Annotated in this window: 12 protein-coding genes; 6 read left to right on the forward strand and 6 right to left on the reverse strand. The window is 69.8% G+C overall.

What is annotated here, in order from left to right; genetic code table 11:
* The first annotated feature begins 591 nt into the window (after positions 1 to 591).
* Positions 592 to 2,571 (forward strand): PPC domain-containing protein, encoded by a 1,980-nt coding sequence (locus tag IH26_RS0107525; RefSeq protein ID WP_030435387.1) that lies wholly within the window; start codon positions 592 to 594, stop codon positions 2,569 to 2,571.
* 45 nt (positions 2,572 to 2,616) lie between these two features.
* Here IH26_RS0107525 and IH26_RS0107530 read toward each other — a convergent pair whose 3' ends face one another.
* The 5 genes from IH26_RS0107530 to IH26_RS0107550 all read right to left on the reverse strand — a co-directional run bounded on the left by IH26_RS0107530 (position 2,617) and on the right by IH26_RS0107550 (position 7,748).
* Positions 2,617 to 2,949 carry an STAS domain-containing protein gene (locus tag IH26_RS0107530; RefSeq protein WP_030435388.1) on the reverse strand — a complete coding sequence of 111 codons (333 nt, stop codon included), beginning with the start codon at positions 2,947 to 2,949 and terminating at the stop codon, positions 2,617 to 2,619.
* A 78-nt stretch (positions 2,950 to 3,027) separates the two neighbouring features.
* On the reverse strand, positions 3,028 to 4,128 hold the full coding sequence (locus IH26_RS0107535; protein ID WP_051807681.1) for a S1C family serine protease: 1,101 nt from the start codon (positions 4,126 to 4,128) through the stop codon (positions 3,028 to 3,030).
* 97 nt (positions 4,129 to 4,225) lie between these two features.
* Positions 4,226 to 5,053 carry a MarC family protein gene (locus IH26_RS57740; RefSeq protein WP_030435390.1) on the reverse strand — a complete coding sequence of 276 codons (828 nt, stop codon included), beginning with the start codon at positions 5,051 to 5,053 and terminating at the stop codon, positions 4,226 to 4,228.
* 2 nt (positions 5,054 to 5,055) lie between these two features.
* Positions 5,056 to 6,291, reverse strand: coding sequence for an arginine deiminase (locus IH26_RS0107545; protein WP_030435391.1), 1,236 nt, complete (start codon positions 6,289 to 6,291; stop codon positions 5,056 to 5,058).
* Between the two features lie 44 nt (positions 6,292 to 6,335).
* Positions 6,336 to 7,748, reverse strand: coding sequence for a basic amino acid/polyamine antiporter (locus tag IH26_RS0107550; protein WP_030435392.1), 1,413 nt, complete (start codon positions 7,746 to 7,748; stop codon positions 6,336 to 6,338).
* Positions 7,749 to 7,870: 122 nt separating this feature from the next.
* On the opposite strand from IH26_RS0107550, the gene IH26_RS0107555 reads away from it, so the two are divergent.
* Genes IH26_RS0107555 through IH26_RS0107570 form a run of 4 tightly spaced genes read left to right on the forward strand, consistent with a single transcriptional unit; the run spans position 7,871 to position 10,796 of the window.
* Positions 7,871 to 8,338, forward strand: a complete 468-nt coding sequence (locus tag IH26_RS0107555; protein WP_030435393.1) for a peroxiredoxin — start codon at positions 7,871 to 7,873, stop codon at positions 8,336 to 8,338.
* 9 nt (positions 8,339 to 8,347) lie between these two features.
* Positions 8,348 to 8,902 carry a SigE family RNA polymerase sigma factor gene (locus IH26_RS0107560; protein ID WP_051807682.1) on the forward strand — a complete coding sequence of 185 codons (555 nt, stop codon included), beginning with the start codon at positions 8,348 to 8,350 and terminating at the stop codon, positions 8,900 to 8,902.
* Positions 8,899 to 9,741, forward strand: a complete 843-nt coding sequence (locus IH26_RS0107565) for a hypothetical protein (RefSeq protein ID WP_030435395.1) — start codon at positions 8,899 to 8,901, stop codon at positions 9,739 to 9,741. The genes IH26_RS0107560 and IH26_RS0107565 overlap by 4 nt, the downstream gene beginning before the upstream one ends.
* Positions 9,738 to 10,796, forward strand: a complete 1,059-nt coding sequence (locus IH26_RS0107570; RefSeq protein WP_030435396.1) for an amidoligase family protein — start codon at positions 9,738 to 9,740, stop codon at positions 10,794 to 10,796. Before IH26_RS0107565 ends, IH26_RS0107570 begins: the two co-directional genes overlap by 4 nt.
* Here the strand turns inward: IH26_RS0107570 and zwf are convergent.
* Positions 10,793 to 12,289, reverse strand: a complete 1,497-nt coding sequence (gene zwf / locus IH26_RS0107575) for a glucose-6-phosphate dehydrogenase (protein WP_034213982.1) — start codon at positions 12,287 to 12,289, stop codon at positions 10,793 to 10,795. The two genes, IH26_RS0107570 and zwf, sit on opposite strands and share 4 nt — an antisense overlap.
* Before the next feature lie 194 nt (positions 12,290 to 12,483).
* On the opposite strand from zwf, the gene IH26_RS0107580 reads away from it, so the two are divergent.
* Positions 12,484 to 13,422: an exopolyphosphatase gene (locus IH26_RS0107580; protein WP_030435398.1), complete on the forward strand. Its 939-nt coding sequence runs from the start codon at positions 12,484 to 12,486 to the stop codon at positions 13,420 to 13,422.
* Positions 13,423 to 13,563: the final 141 nt, after the last annotated feature.

Raw genomic sequence — 13,563 nt, forward strand, 5'->3', positions numbered from 1 at the left:
CGTGGGCGGCGGCGCGGGAGTCGGTGTTAGCGCGGGCTCGGATGTTGGCGACAGCGCGGGCGCGAACACCGGCGGACCATCCATGCGGGCGGTCCCGGGCGTTGCCTCCGCTGCCGCTGCCGCTGCCGCTGCCGCTGCTGCCGCCGCGCGCTCGCAGCGATTGCGCCAAAGCTTGAGGGCGTGCCGCTGCCGCAGACCCTCCTCACGGGCTCGGGCATGCTCCAGACGAAACTGCTCGGCCTCCGGAGAATAGTTCCGCCGCTTCGTACGATCGCGCATGCCGGCTATTTGAGCCCTGGAGAATAACCCTAGCTGCCCCACCCCAAAATTATCCCACCGAAAAGAGCGCACCGGTAAGCCCAGGCGCTAATTGAATCATGCCAACCTCCGCCCGAAAATTGCCCTCCCGGAATGAAATCGAATCAATTCCACCGGCGCATAATCACACCACCGCAATAGGCGGCACGAACGGTGAGTGGGCAGCGTCGGGCCATGGCAAGCCAGGGTGGGCACGCGGTGACCGCAACGGGCGGCAGGAACGGTGAGTGGGCAGCGTCGGGCCGTGGCAAGCCAGGGTGGGCACGCGATCCGATGCGACGCAGCATCGCCACCATCTCCACCGCCGTTCTGGCCCTAGCACTGACCACACCAGCCACCGCCCATGCCGCCCCACCCACACCCACACCCCACCAGGCCAGCACCCTGACCCCAGCCGAAACCGCCTCCCTGGCAGCCGGAATCGGCATAGCCCCCAAGGCCCCGTACGGCACCAAACCAACCGGCCCCAACCCGCTCCTGGCCAACGTCCCCGACCGCTCCAAAGTCGACTACTCCGGCTGGGCCAACTACACAAAGGCCCAGGCCAAGGCCAAAGCCGCCGCTCGCCTCAAAGCCAACGCCAACGCCAGTGCCAAAGCCGCCACCACCCCCGCCGTGGTAGTGGACGAGGACGAGATCAAAGGCACCCTAGGCGGCAACGACACCCCCGCCAACGCCCAACGCATCCCCAACTTCGGCACCACCACCAGCCAATACTCCAAGATCCGCATCCTCGGCAGCCTGGACAACGAGCCGGTCAGCACCCCCAGCGTCCAGGCCCCCGCCGAGGACAACGGCTCCATCCCCCTGGCCGGCGACACCGGGATCGGCGACTTCCGCACCGGCGCCACCATCGACTCCCAGATCGGCGACGGCCCGCACGGCCGCCAGACCGGCGACGGCAGCAACGACTTCGACTTCTACAAGCTCTCCGCCACCGCCGGCCAGGTGCTCACGCTGAAGACCGCCACCCCCACCGGCCCACTCGACACCGTCCTGCTGCTCTTCGCCCCCGACGGCACCCTGCTGGCCGCCAACGACGACTTCAACGGCCTGGACAGCCAGATCACCTACACCGCGACCGCGCCCGGCGACTTCTACCTCTGCGTGGCCGCCTACAGTGGGCTTCCCGGCAACCCGTTCGACTCCGGCTCCGGCGACGGCATCGGCGACACGAATCCGCCGAGTGAGGGCCCGTACACCCTCACCATGACGGCCGGCGGCGTGGACAAGGACTTCTTCGCGGTCAAGCTGCGCCCCGGCGACGTGCTCGGCGCCTCGGTCAAAGGCTCGGCCACCTACCTCACCGTCTACGACACCGTGCCGCGTGAGGTGCACGGCTCCGCCCAGGACGCGTCCTTCATCTATCCGATGGCCTCGCCCCTGCCCGGCGGCGGGAACGCGGTGACCGACTACGTCGCGACCAAGGCCGGCTGGCACTACGTCGGTGTCGCCGCCGGCTCCGGCGCGTACGACATCACGGTCGAGGCCTATCGGCCGGCGCTGCAGGGCAAGACCCCGAACCAGACCTTGTTCCTGGACTTCGACGGCGCGCGCGTCAACACCGGCGTCTTCGGCGGGCCCGGGCAGCGCGACCTCAGCCCGCTCGCCGCGTTCCTGGCCGACTGGGGGCTGACCCGCGCCGACGAGGACGCGCTGGAGGACGCCATCGTCGCCGGCGTCACCGAGAACCTCAAGAAGGACATGGTGGCCAGCGGCCTCAACCCGAAGTTCAAGCTGAAGATCAAGAACAGCAAGGACGACACGGACCCGTGGGGTCAGGCGAACGTCAGCCGGATCGTGGTCGGCGGCACCATCGCCGAGTCCGGTGTGGACACCATCGGCATCTCGCAGAGCATCGACCCGGGCAACTTCGAGACCGCGGAGACCGCGCTGGTGCTGCTGGACGTGCTCAGCGCCCCGGCCGGGGACACCGAGGCCTCGCTGAACACGTATCTGACCCCGCAGAGCGACCGGATCGCGTTCCTCGGCCGGGCGCTGAGCAACGTGATCTCGCACGAGGCCGGGCACTTCTTCGGCGACTTCCACACCGACAACGCGGACGCGCTGCCCAACCTGATGGACGCGGGCGGCACCGGCTTCGGCACCCTCTTCGGGGTCGGCCCGGACGGCATCGGCGGCACCGCCGACGACGTGGACGTCGACTTCGGCGACAGCGCCTTCCTGCCGGCCGAGGGCTTCCACGGTACCGAGGACACCCTGGGCCGCATCGCGTTCGGCCTGACCAGCTGAAGATCAAACCCATGATTGCGTACGCCTGACGTACGGCGGCCGCCTTCAGTCCTTGAGGGCGGTCGCCACGTCCGGGAACAACGCCAGATAGTCGGTCAGGCCCAGCGTGTCGAACAGTCGCCGCAGGAAGCCGGACGGCGCCGCCAGCCGCACCCAGCCGCCCCGCTCGGTGGCCCGGCCGCTCGCGGTGACCAGCACGCCCACCCCCATCGAGTCGCAGAAGTCCAGCCCGGACACGTCCACCACGACGCGCGGACTGGGGCGTTCGACGAGCCGGTTCAGGTTCGCCTTGAGGGCGGGCGCCGTGTCGATGTCGAGGGAACCACGCAGCACCAGCACGGCCGTGTTCGGCGGGTGGTGCGCGACCGAGACCTGCATGGCGGTGTCGCTTTCGGTGGAGAGCGGGGGTGACGAACAGCCTATCGACCCTCCCCTCGGATCGCCCCCGGTGGATCTTCAGGCGAGTGTCACCGTCGCCGTCCCGGCCGAACCGCCCCGGCTGTACTGCACCCTGACCTGGTCGCCCGGCTTCTTCCCGACGGTCGCCAGGAACAGGCTCTCCGGGTTGTTCATCGGCCGGCCCTCGATCGCGGTGACGATGTCGCTCTCCTTCAGGCCCGCCTTGTCCGCCGGCCCGCCCGGCGCGACCACCCGCAGATACAGCCCGGTCGGCACGCCGAACTGCTCGGCCACCGGGGCGGACACCGGAACCGACTCCACGCCCATCGACGGCGGCGTGTACGACCCGTTCGCGATCAGTTGGTCGGCCACCACCATCGCCACGTCCACCGGGATCGCGAAGCCGATGCCGACGCTCCCGCCGCCGCCCTCGCCGGATGCGGTCGGTACCGTGGCGATCGCCGTATTGACCCCGATCAGGTCGCCGGCGCAGTCCACCAGTGCGCCACCGGAGTTGCCCGGGTTGATCGAGGCGTCGGTCTGCACGGCGCCGGGCAGGATGGCGGTGACGCCGTTGTCGCCGGGGACCGGCACGTCCCGGCCGAGCGCGCTGACGATCCCGGCGGTGACCGTGCCGGAGAGGCCGAGCGGGGCGCCGAGCGCGACCACCGGCTGGCCGACCCGCAGCGCCGACGACTTGCCGATGCCGATCAGCGGCGTGCCGCCCGGCGGGTCCACCTTCAGGACGGCGAGGTCCACCCGCGGGGCCCGGCCGACCACCTTGGCGGGCGCGGTCTGCCCGCCGCTGAACAGCGCCTCGACCGTCCCCCTCGCCCCGGCCGGCGAGATGACGTGGTCGTTGGTCAGCACGTACCCGCCGTCCCGGATCACCTCGCCGCTCCCGTTGCCCGCCGACGCCCCGTTCGACACGAGCACCGTCACCACCGACGGCAGTACGTCGTCCGCGATCTTCGTGGCGGCGCACGTGCCGCCGGCGGAGTCGCCGGTGGCGGAGGCCCGCCCGATGAGCCCGCCGAGCACCCCGGCGACGAGCAGCAGCACCACGCCGCCCGCGATCAGCAGCCCGGTCGAGGCCCGCCGCGCCCCCGTCTCTCCCGGCGTCGCCGCGCCCGGCGGGCTCGCGCCTGCCGGACCCATGCCTGCCGGACCCATGCCTGCCGGACCCATGCCTGCCGGACCCATGCCTGCCGAGCCCGTTGTGCCGCCCGTCGGTGTGGCCGGTTCGCTCATGACTTCAGCCCCTTCCGATCCGGGCCATCACCAGGTCCGTGAAGCCGTTGGTCAGCAGGATCACCGCGATGCAGGTCAGCAGGATGCCGGCGATCTTGTCGAGGAACCTGCTGGCCTGCGGCGAGATCCGTTTCTCCACGTGCCCGGACGCGTAGAGCGTCACCCCGGTGACCAGCCCGTACGCGGCCGCCGTGATCGACAGCAGCACCCGGCCGTGGGTGGTGCCGACGTCGGCCGAGGCCGCGGCCGAGATGGCGAACGTCGCCCCGCCCACGGTCAGCGGAAACGTGATCGGCGAGAACAGCGTGGTCCGCCAGTTGCGCACGCTCTCACGCTCAGCGAGATTCTCGCCGAGCGAGATACTAACCGAGCGAGTATCTTCCTCAGCGAGATGCTCGCGCGCCGAGTTACTCGCCGGGCGAGTATCTCGCTCGGCAAGATGCTCGCGCGCCGAGATACTCGCCGGGCGAGTATCTCCGTCGGCGAGATACTCGCTCCGCGAGATACTCGCTGAGCGAGACGTCGCGGGCTCCGGCGACATGTCCGTGGCGGTGCCCCGCATCATCGGCACCGACGCGAAGATCAGCGCGATCCCGCCGGTGGCAGTCAGCGCCGCCGGGCTGATCCCGAGCAACTCCAGCAGGGGATCGCCGACCCAGATCGCCGCCAGCACGAACACCGCCACGTTGACGGCCAGCCCGATCGCCAGCTTCACCTGCCGCGCGTGCCCGAACGGCCGGACCACCGGCAGGTACGACGACAGTGCCGCGATCGGGCTGTACAGCCCCACGAGGGCCAGGAACAGCGCCAGCGCCTCGTACGTGATCGACATGGTCAGAACTTCACCGCATCCCGGATGAGCGGGCACGTCATGCAGTGCCCGCCGCCGCGCCCGCGCCCGAGCTCCGCCCCGACGATCGTGATGACCTCGATGCCCGCGTTGCGCAGCAGCGTGTTGGTCAGCGTGTTGCGGTCGTACGTGAAGACCACGCCGGGGGAGAGGGCGACCGCGTTGTTGCCGCTGTCCCACTGCTGCCGCTCCGACGCGTAAACGTCACCGCCGGTCTCGATCACCCGCAGCGACGGCAGCCCCAGAGCGGAGGCCACCACCTCCACGAACGGCGCCGGCCCGTGGTCGGTCACGTCGACCTTCCCCTCGTTGCCCGGCCGCAGCGTGAACGTGTGGATCGCGTCCACGATCCTCGGATAGAGCGTCACCACGTCGATGTCGGCGAAGGTGAACACCGTGTCCAGGTGCATCGCCGAGCGCAGCTTCGGCATCCCGGCCACGATGACCTGCGAAGCCGCCTCGTTCTCGAACAGCGCCGCGGCGACCTGGGTGATCGCCTGCCGGGAGGTGCGCTCGCTCATCCCGATCAGCACCACCCCGTTGCCGACCGGCATCACGTCGCCGCCCTCGAACGTCGCCTGACCCCAGTCGAGCGACGGGTCGCCCCACCAGATCCGGTTGCCGGCGAAGTCCTGGTGGAACTGGTAGATCGCCTTCATCAGCAGCGTCTCGTCGTGCCGGGCCGGCCAGTAGAGCGGGTTGAGCGTGACCCCGCCGTACAGCCAGCACGTGGTGTCCCGGGTGTAGAGCGTGTTCGGCAGCGGCGGCATCAGATATTCGCGTACGCCGGTCGACTCCCTCGCCAGCGTCACGTACCCGGAGCGGAAGTCGTCCGGCAGGTCGCTGGTGGCCAGCCCGCCGATCAGGTACTCGGCCAGCTCCCGCGGCTCCAGGGTCTCCAGGAAGCCCCGGGTGTCGTCGACCAGCCCGAGGCCCACCTCGTTCGGCGTGATCTTGCGGTCGAGCAGCCACTGCCGCGCGTCCGGGATCGCCATCGTCTGGGCCAGCAGGTCGTGCAGCTCGAGCACCTCGACGCCGCGCCGGCGCAGCTTGTCGACGAAGTCGGCGTGGTCGCGCTGGGCGTTCTCCACCCACATCACGTCGTCGAAGAGCAGGTCGTCGGCGTTGGTCGGGGTGAGCCGGCGGTGCGCCAGGCCCGGCGCGCAGACCAGGACCTTCCGCAGGGTGCCGACCTCGGAGTAGACGCCGTGGCTGTTCATGCTCTGCACCGTCCTTATGTCAGATCGAGATCCAGCCGGCCGAGTCAGATCGAGATCCAGCCGGCCGCCAGCGCGACGATCCCGGTGATCGCGCCGGCCACGGAGACGACGAGGATGACGAGCTCGCCCGGGGAGAACACCCGGCGGCCCTGCTCGCGGCGGGCCATCACGAACAGGACCGTCGCGGGGGCGTACACGATGAACGAGACCAGCACGAATTTCAGGCCCGCCGCGAAAAGCAGGAAGATGGTGTACGCCGTGGCCAGCCCCGCGATCGCGACGTACCTGCCCCGGGCCAGCCGGAGCGCGAACGCGGCCGCCAGCAGGAACGGGATCAGGGTCAGCGCGCTGGTCAGGTCCAGCGCGAAGTTGAAGGCGTCCTCCGAGAAGTAGGTGACGATCAGGACGACCTGGATCAGGATCGTGCTCAGCAGCAGCGAGTTGTAGGGCACGTCGCCGTGCCGGGTGACCGCCAGGAACCGCGGCATGTCCTTGTCCTGGGCCGCCACGTACAGCACCTCGGCGGCCATCAGCGTCCAGGCCAGGTACGCGCCGAGCACCGAGATGATCAGGCCGACGCTGACGAAGACGTTGCCCCAGGTGCCGTAGGCGGCCTCCAGGACGCCGCCCATCGACGGCTGCCGCAGCTGGGCGATGCGGTCGTAGGGCAGGATCCCGTACGACACGATGGTCACCGACGCGAAGATCGCGAAGACGCTGAGGAAGCCCAGCACGGTCGCCCGCCCGACGTCCTCGCGGCGCTCGGCGTGCCGCGAGTACACGCTCGCGCCCTCGACGCCGAGGAAGACGAAGACGGTGACCAGCATCGTCCCGCGCACCTGCTCGAAGAGCGAGCCGACGTCGGCGTTGCCGGTGAAGTTGTCGGCGAACACCTTCGGGTCGAGCGCGAACAGGGCGAGGAAGACGAACACGATGATCGGGACGACCTTCGCGATCGTGACGATCCGGTTGATCACCGCGGCGTCCTTCACGCCCCGCTGCACCAGGTAGAAGAAGACCCAGACGCAGACCGAGGAGAGCGCCACCGCGAGGATCGTGTCGCCCTCGCCGAGCGCCGGCGCGATGGCTCCGACCGTGCTCATGATCAGCACCCAGTAGGTGACGTTCCCCACACAGGCGCTGGCCCAGTACCCGAAGGCGGCGAAAAAGCCGAGATATTCGCCAAAACCGGCTTTTGCGTACGCGTAGACACCGGCGTCCAGGTCCGGCCGCCGTACCGCCAGGTACTGGAAGACGAACGCCAGCATCAGCATCCCGGCGCCGGCGATCACCCACGCGATCAGCGCGCCCGCCACCCCGGTCTCCTGCGCGAACCGTCTGGGCAGCGAAAACACGCCGGCCCCGACCATCGAGCCGACCACCATCGCGGTCATCGTCAGGAACGTGAGCTTCTGCGGGGCACTCACCTCCGCGGTCGCGGTGCCGGACTCCGCCATTCGGTGTCCCCCTCCTTGGGCGTGTGGACCAAGCCTCTCGATCGCGGCGGAGGCCCGGATCATCCGCTACGGATGAGTGGGCGATCTGTTACTCGCCGGTATGGCCGAGTAACTTGTTTGCCATGGCAAACAAAGGCGACGTGATCGACGACTTCGAGCTGCCCGACCAGGACGGCGTGCCGCGGTCGCTGAGCGAGTACCTGGCCGGCGGCCCGGTCGTGCTGTTCTTCTACCCGGCCGCGATGAGCAGCGGCTGCACCGCCGAGGCCTGCACCTTCCGCGACCTGGCCGCCGAGTTCCGCGAGGCGGGCGCCCAGCGGATCGGGATCAGCCGCGACAAGCCGGACAAGCAGAAGAAGTGGGCCGAGCTGAACAGCTTCGACTACCCGCTGCTGAGCGACCCGGACAGCACCGTCGCCGCCAAACTTGGCGTCAAGCGGCGGCTCCCGCTCGGCCCGCTGAGCACCCGGCGGGTCACCTTCGTGATCGACACCGACCGGAGGGTGCTCGACGTGATCCACTCCGAGACGAACATGCAGGAGCACGCTGCCAAGGCCCTGGAGGTACTGACCGCCCGTAAACAGGCGTAAATATTTGGCATGCCACTGCACAAACGGCCGGCGGCGACCGTCGTAGAGAGCGTGACCTTCGAGGAATTCGCGATGGCCCGGCTGCAATCCCTCCTGCGTTACGCGGTGGTCCTGACCGGTGACCGCGACCTCGCGCAGGATGTCGTCCAGGAAGTGCTCGCGCGGGCACACTCCCGGTGGCGGCGGATCAGCGCGTCGGACTCGCCCGAGGCGTACGTGCGGCGCATGGTGCTCAACGAGTACCTGTCGTGGCGGCGCAGCTGGCAGTTCCGGCACGTGCACGCGGTGGGTGAACGTCTCGTCGATCTCGATGACGCCCGGGGCGGAGTGGTCGACCACGCCGAGGGAGTCGTCGAAGCGGACGCCTTGTGGGCCCGGCTGTCGACGCTGGGCCGCAAGCAGCGTGCCGTGCTCGTGCTGCGGTACTACGAGCAGCTCGAGGACGAGCAGATCGCGGATCTGATCGGTTGTGCGCCCGCGACGGTGCGCAGCCATGCCTCGAGGGCGCTCCGAACGCTCCGCCTGTCGGAGCGGGAACGTATCCATGCCGAGGAGAAGTCGTGACCGACCACGCAGAGCAGCTGCGCGAGGCCTTCGAGACATACGAGACCGGGACTCCCGACCCGGACGCCGTCTACGCCCGGGTGCAGGAACTGTCGACCAAATACCGCCGCCGCCGCCGGAGCCTTCAGGTCGCGGGCGGCACCGTGCTCGCCGCCGTCGCGGTGGCCGGGGTGGTGACCCTGCCCAACCTGCTCCCCGGCAACGCCCGTAACACGTCCACCGTCAGCTTTCCCGCCGGAGCCGTCCCCAGCTCCGCCGCGCCCTCGACCATCCCGTCGATGAGCCAGGCCGACCTGGACCGGTACTGGAACGCCTACTTCGCCGCCGGCTACGACTACGACGACGCGGTCCATCTGGCCGCGCTGTGGCACGTCAAGGCCGACATCGGCAACGTCAAGGCCGAGGCCGGCCGGCGGTTGCTGGCCGGCGAGACGCTGCCGTTCCCGGCCACGCCGAACCCGCCCGACCCGACGCCGAACCCGAACGACCCCGAGATCAAGGCCGAGGAGGCGCAGCTGGCCGCCTTCTTCGACAACGGCTACACCTGGGCCGAGGCGGTGCAGCTGGCCAAGATCTGGCATCTCGCCGACCCGAGCGACGCCAAGACCATGGCCGGCAAGAAGCTGCTGGCCGGCCAGACGCTGCCGGTCAAGCCGAAGCCGGCCAACGTCGCGGCGGCGAGGACGCAGAAGGAGGTCGACGCCTTCTACGGCAAGGGCTACCACGTCGACGACGCGGTCAGGCTGGCCAAGCTCTGGCACCTGAAGGACGCGTGGGCCGCCAAGATCGAGGGCGGGAAGCGGATTCTCGCCGGTCAGACGCTGCCGATCCAGCCGTGACCCCCCGCCTGCGCCGGCGTACCGGCTTCGAGATCGAGCTGATGGCCCCGCCGGGCCGCAGCCGGCGCAGCCTCGCCCACGACCTGGCCGGACGCCTCGGCGGCCGGACCCGGCCGGTGTGGCATTCCGACAGCGAACCGTCCCTGGTCCCGGGCCTGGGGCGGTTCCTGCATCTGACCCAGGGGTTCGAGGTGGTGCGCGCGGACGGCTCGCCGCTGTGCACCCTGGTCGACGACATCACCCTGCGGGACGACCTCGACCCGCGTGCGGCGGCCCCATCGGGCTGGTATCGGCTGCTGAGCGACGATCCCCGGTTGATCGCCCTGCTGGCGCGGCAATGCGACCCGGCGGCGCCGCTGGAGCGGGTGCTCGATCCGGTCGCCGAGCTGTGGGGGGTCGCGACCGAGCGGGTGGGTGGCGTGGTCCGGCTCGACGACCCGTCGGCGGCCACGATCGCGCTGGCCGCGCCGCAGGGGGGCGAGCGGGAGCGCCCGTGCGAGATCGTCACGCCGCCGATCGCTTCCGGTCATTTCGAGGCCCTCGAGGAGTTGCTCGGGGCGGCCCGCTCGCTCGGGTTCACTGTGCCTCGGGAGGCGGCCGTGCATCTGCATGTCGATGGCGGCCCGTTCCGGGTGCCGCGGGCCCTCGCCAACGTGGTGCTGCTCGTCGCGCACTACCGCGAGGCGCTGCGCGAGCTGCTGCGGACCAACCCGGCGTGCCGCCGCCTGGCCCCGCTCCCGGCCGGGTTGGTGGCCGCCGCAAGCCGGGTGACGCCGTCGATGGACGAGCTGCGCAAGGCCGCCGACGAGGGCAACCTGACCAAGTACTTCGACGTCAACCTGACCCAGCTGCTCACCGACCGCCCGAAGCGCGACACCCTGGAGATCCGGATCCTGCCGGGCTCGATCGACGCCGCCGGGATCGTCAATCAGGCCGCCCTCATCGAGCTGCTGCTCGACCGTTGCGAGGAGCCCGAGCCGTTCCCGGCCGACACGGCCGGGGACGTCTCCGCCCTGCTGGAGATCATGGCGGAGACGCTCGCCCAGCAGGACTAGTCGACCGTATTGCGCCACTTGCGGCCGGAGCGGCCGATCAGGCGGTCGGCATCCGTGGGGCCCCAGGAGGCGGCCTCGTAGGTGGGGATGGGGGACGGGTCGTTCGCCCAGTGGTCGATGATCGGGTCGACGATGCGCCAGCACTGTTCCACCTCGTCGGTGCGGATGAACAGTGTCGGGTCGCCCAGCAGGGCGTCCAGCAGCAGGCGCTCGTATGCCTCGGGGGACTCCTCGGCGAAGGTCTGCTCGTACGAGAAGTCCATGCTGGCCGTGCGCACCCGGAACGAGTGGCCGGGCACCTTGGCGCCGAAGCGCAGGGAGATGCCCTCGTTCGGCTGGATGCGCAGGATCAGGGCGTCGGCCTCGAGGCCGGTGAGCTGGTCCTGCGGGATCGGCAGGTGGGGCGGGCGCTGGAACTGCAGGGCCACCTCGGTGACCCGGGCCGGCAGCCGCTTGCCGGTGCGGACGTAGAAGGGGACGCCCGCCCAGCGCCAGTTGTCGACGTTGAGCCGCATCGCCGCGTACGTCTCGGTGCGGGACAGCGGGTCGACGCCGACCTCCTCGCGGTAGCCGGCCATCAGGTCCTCGCGGGTGCCGCCGCGGGTGTACTGGCCGCGTACCGACAGGTCGGCGATGTCGCGGTGGGTGGGCAGCCGGATCGCCTGCAGCAGCTTCACCTTCTCGTTGCGCAGGCCCTCGGCGTCGAACGAGGCCGGGGGCTCCATCAGCGCGAGCGCGAGGACCTGCAGCACGTGGTTCTGCACGATGTCGCGCATGGCGCCGGCGTGCTCGTAGAAGCCGCCGCGGGTGCCGACGCCGAGGGTCTCGGCCACGGTGATCTGCACGTGGTCGACCCAGGAGCGGTCCCAGATCGGCTGGAAGATCGAGTTGGCGAAGCGCAGGGCCAGGACGTTCTGCACGGTGTCCTTGCCCAGGTAGTGGTCGATCCGGAAGACGTGCGGCTCGTCGAAGGCGGCGTGCACGATGCCGTCCAGCTCGCGGGCGCTGGGCAGGTCGTGGCCGTACGGCTTCTCGATGACCAGCCGGGAGAACGAGCCCTCGCGGGCGTGGTTGAGCCCGGCGCCGGCCAGGCCGTTGATCACCGGCTCGAACGCCTCGGCGGGGGTGGACAGGTAGAACAGGCGGTTGCCGCCGGTGCCGCGGGCCGCGTCGAGCTCGTCGAGGACCTCGCCGAGGCGCTTGTACGTCTCCGGGTCGTCGTAGCCGCCGGAGACGTACCGGATCCCGCCCTGGAGCTGCGGTTTGTCGGCCAGGTTGCGGCCGCCGAGCGCGCTGGCGGCGAACTGGTCGTCGGCCATCGGGGTACGGGCCACGCCGACGAGCGCGAACTCGCTGGGAAGGCGGTTGTGCCGGGCGAGGCTCTCCACCGCCGGCAGCAGCTTGCGGCGGGTCAGGTCACCCGAGGCACCGAAGATCACCAGTGTGGCTGGTGGGGCGCTGCGCTCCTGGATGAGCTGCGGAACGTTGTCCATCGTCTGCCAGTCCTCCGACCGTCGTAGGCGTCCGACGAAACACTACGCAGCTCACGTGTCCCACGTTCGATTCATCCCTCGATGCGAGCAGGGCCACCACGACAAAAGTGGCAAACTGGGTAAATAAGCCTTCAGGCCGTCCTTGGGTGGCGGGCGGGGCGGTCGGATGGTGGCCTGGCACCTGAGGGGGATTCGTGAAGTACCGGCTCGTGACCCGAAGCGACTTCGACGGCCTGGTGTGCGCCGTACTGCTCAAGCATCTGGACATGATCGACGACATCAAGTTCGTGCACCCCAAGGACGTGCAGGACGGTGAGGTCGAGGTCACCGAGAACGACATTCTGACCAACCTGCCGTACGCGCCCGGCGCGCACCTGGTCTTCGACCACCATCACTCGGAGACGCTGCGCAACGAGGGGAACCTGGAGAACCACATCATCGACGCCGAGGCACCCTCGGCCGCCCGGGTGATCTACGAGCACTTCGGCGGCCGGGCGCGCTTCCCGAAGGTCTCCGACGGCCTGATGCGCGCGGTCGACCAGGCCGACTCCGCGCAGTTCACGATGGACGACATCCTGAAGCCCAAGGGCTGGACGCTGCTGAACTTCCTGATGGACAGCCGCACCGGGCTGGGCCGTTTCCGGGACTTCCGGATCTCCAACTACCAGCTGATGATGCAGCTGATCGACGCCTGCCTGGAGATCCAGGACGTGGACGAGATCCTCCGGCTGCCGGACGTGGCCGAGCGGGCCGAGCTGTACCGCACCGAGTGCGACCTGTTCATCCTGCAGCTGAAGCGGGTCAGCCGGGTGGACGGCGACGTCGTGGTGGTCGACCTGCGCGACGAGGAGGTGATCCACGCCGGCAACCGGTTCATGGTGTACGCGCTGTACACCGAGGCCCGGGTGTCGGTCCACATCATCTGGGGGCGGCAGAAGCTGAACACGGTCTTCGCCTGCGGCAAGTCGATCCTCGACCGGAGCTCGCCGGTGGACGTGGGCGAGGTGATGCTGCGGTACGGCGGGGGCGGGCACATCGCCGCCGGGACCTGCCAGGTGCCGCACGAGGACGCCGAGCGGGTGGAGCGGGAGATCATCGAGGCGCTGCGGTCACCGCGTACGGTATCGGTCTGATCTTTTGGCGATAGCGCGACGGGGTGGAAGGGCCGAACCCCTTCCACCCCGTCGTCCGCGAGTCGCGGGCCATGCCCAAATGGACCCCACTCGCCGGTCGTGTTCCGCGCCCCACGCGCATCAGCACGACACATTCCCGCG

Origin of the sequence: Actinoplanes subtropicus (assembly GCF_000721705.1) — a bacterium.
GTDB classification, from domain to species: Bacteria; Actinomycetota; Actinomycetes; order Mycobacteriales; family Micromonosporaceae; genus Actinoplanes; species Actinoplanes subtropicus.

What these genes read in the sequence shown, in the direction of transcription:
- IH26_RS0107525 (WP_030435387.1), top strand. Translation starts at nt 592, where the DNA reads ATGCGACGCAGCATCGCCACCATCTCCACCGCCGTTCTGGCCCTAGCA.
- IH26_RS0107530 (WP_030435388.1), bottom strand. Translation starts at nt 2,949, where the DNA reads ATGCAGGTCTCGGTCGCGCACCACCCGCCGAACACGGCCGTGCTGGTG.
- IH26_RS0107535 (WP_051807681.1), bottom strand. Translation starts at nt 4,128, where the DNA reads ATGGGTCCGGCAGGCGCGAGCCCGCCGGGCGCGGCGACGCCGGGAGAG.
- IH26_RS57740 (WP_030435390.1), bottom strand. Translation starts at nt 5,053, where the DNA reads ATGTCGATCACGTACGAGGCGCTGGCGCTGTTCCTGGCCCTCGTGGGG.
- IH26_RS0107545 (WP_030435391.1), bottom strand. Translation starts at nt 6,291, where the DNA reads ATGAACAGCCACGGCGTCTACTCCGAGGTCGGCACCCTGCGGAAGGTC.
- IH26_RS0107550 (WP_030435392.1), bottom strand. Translation starts at nt 7,748, where the DNA reads ATGGCGGAGTCCGGCACCGCGACCGCGGAGGTGAGTGCCCCGCAGAAG.
- IH26_RS0107555 (WP_030435393.1), top strand. Translation starts at nt 7,871, where the DNA reads ATGGCAAACAAAGGCGACGTGATCGACGACTTCGAGCTGCCCGACCAG.
- IH26_RS0107560 (WP_051807682.1), top strand. Translation starts at nt 8,348, where the DNA reads ATGCCACTGCACAAACGGCCGGCGGCGACCGTCGTAGAGAGCGTGACC.
- zwf (WP_034213982.1), bottom strand. Translation starts at nt 12,289, where the DNA reads ATGGACAACGTTCCGCAGCTCATCCAGGAGCGCAGCGCCCCACCAGCC.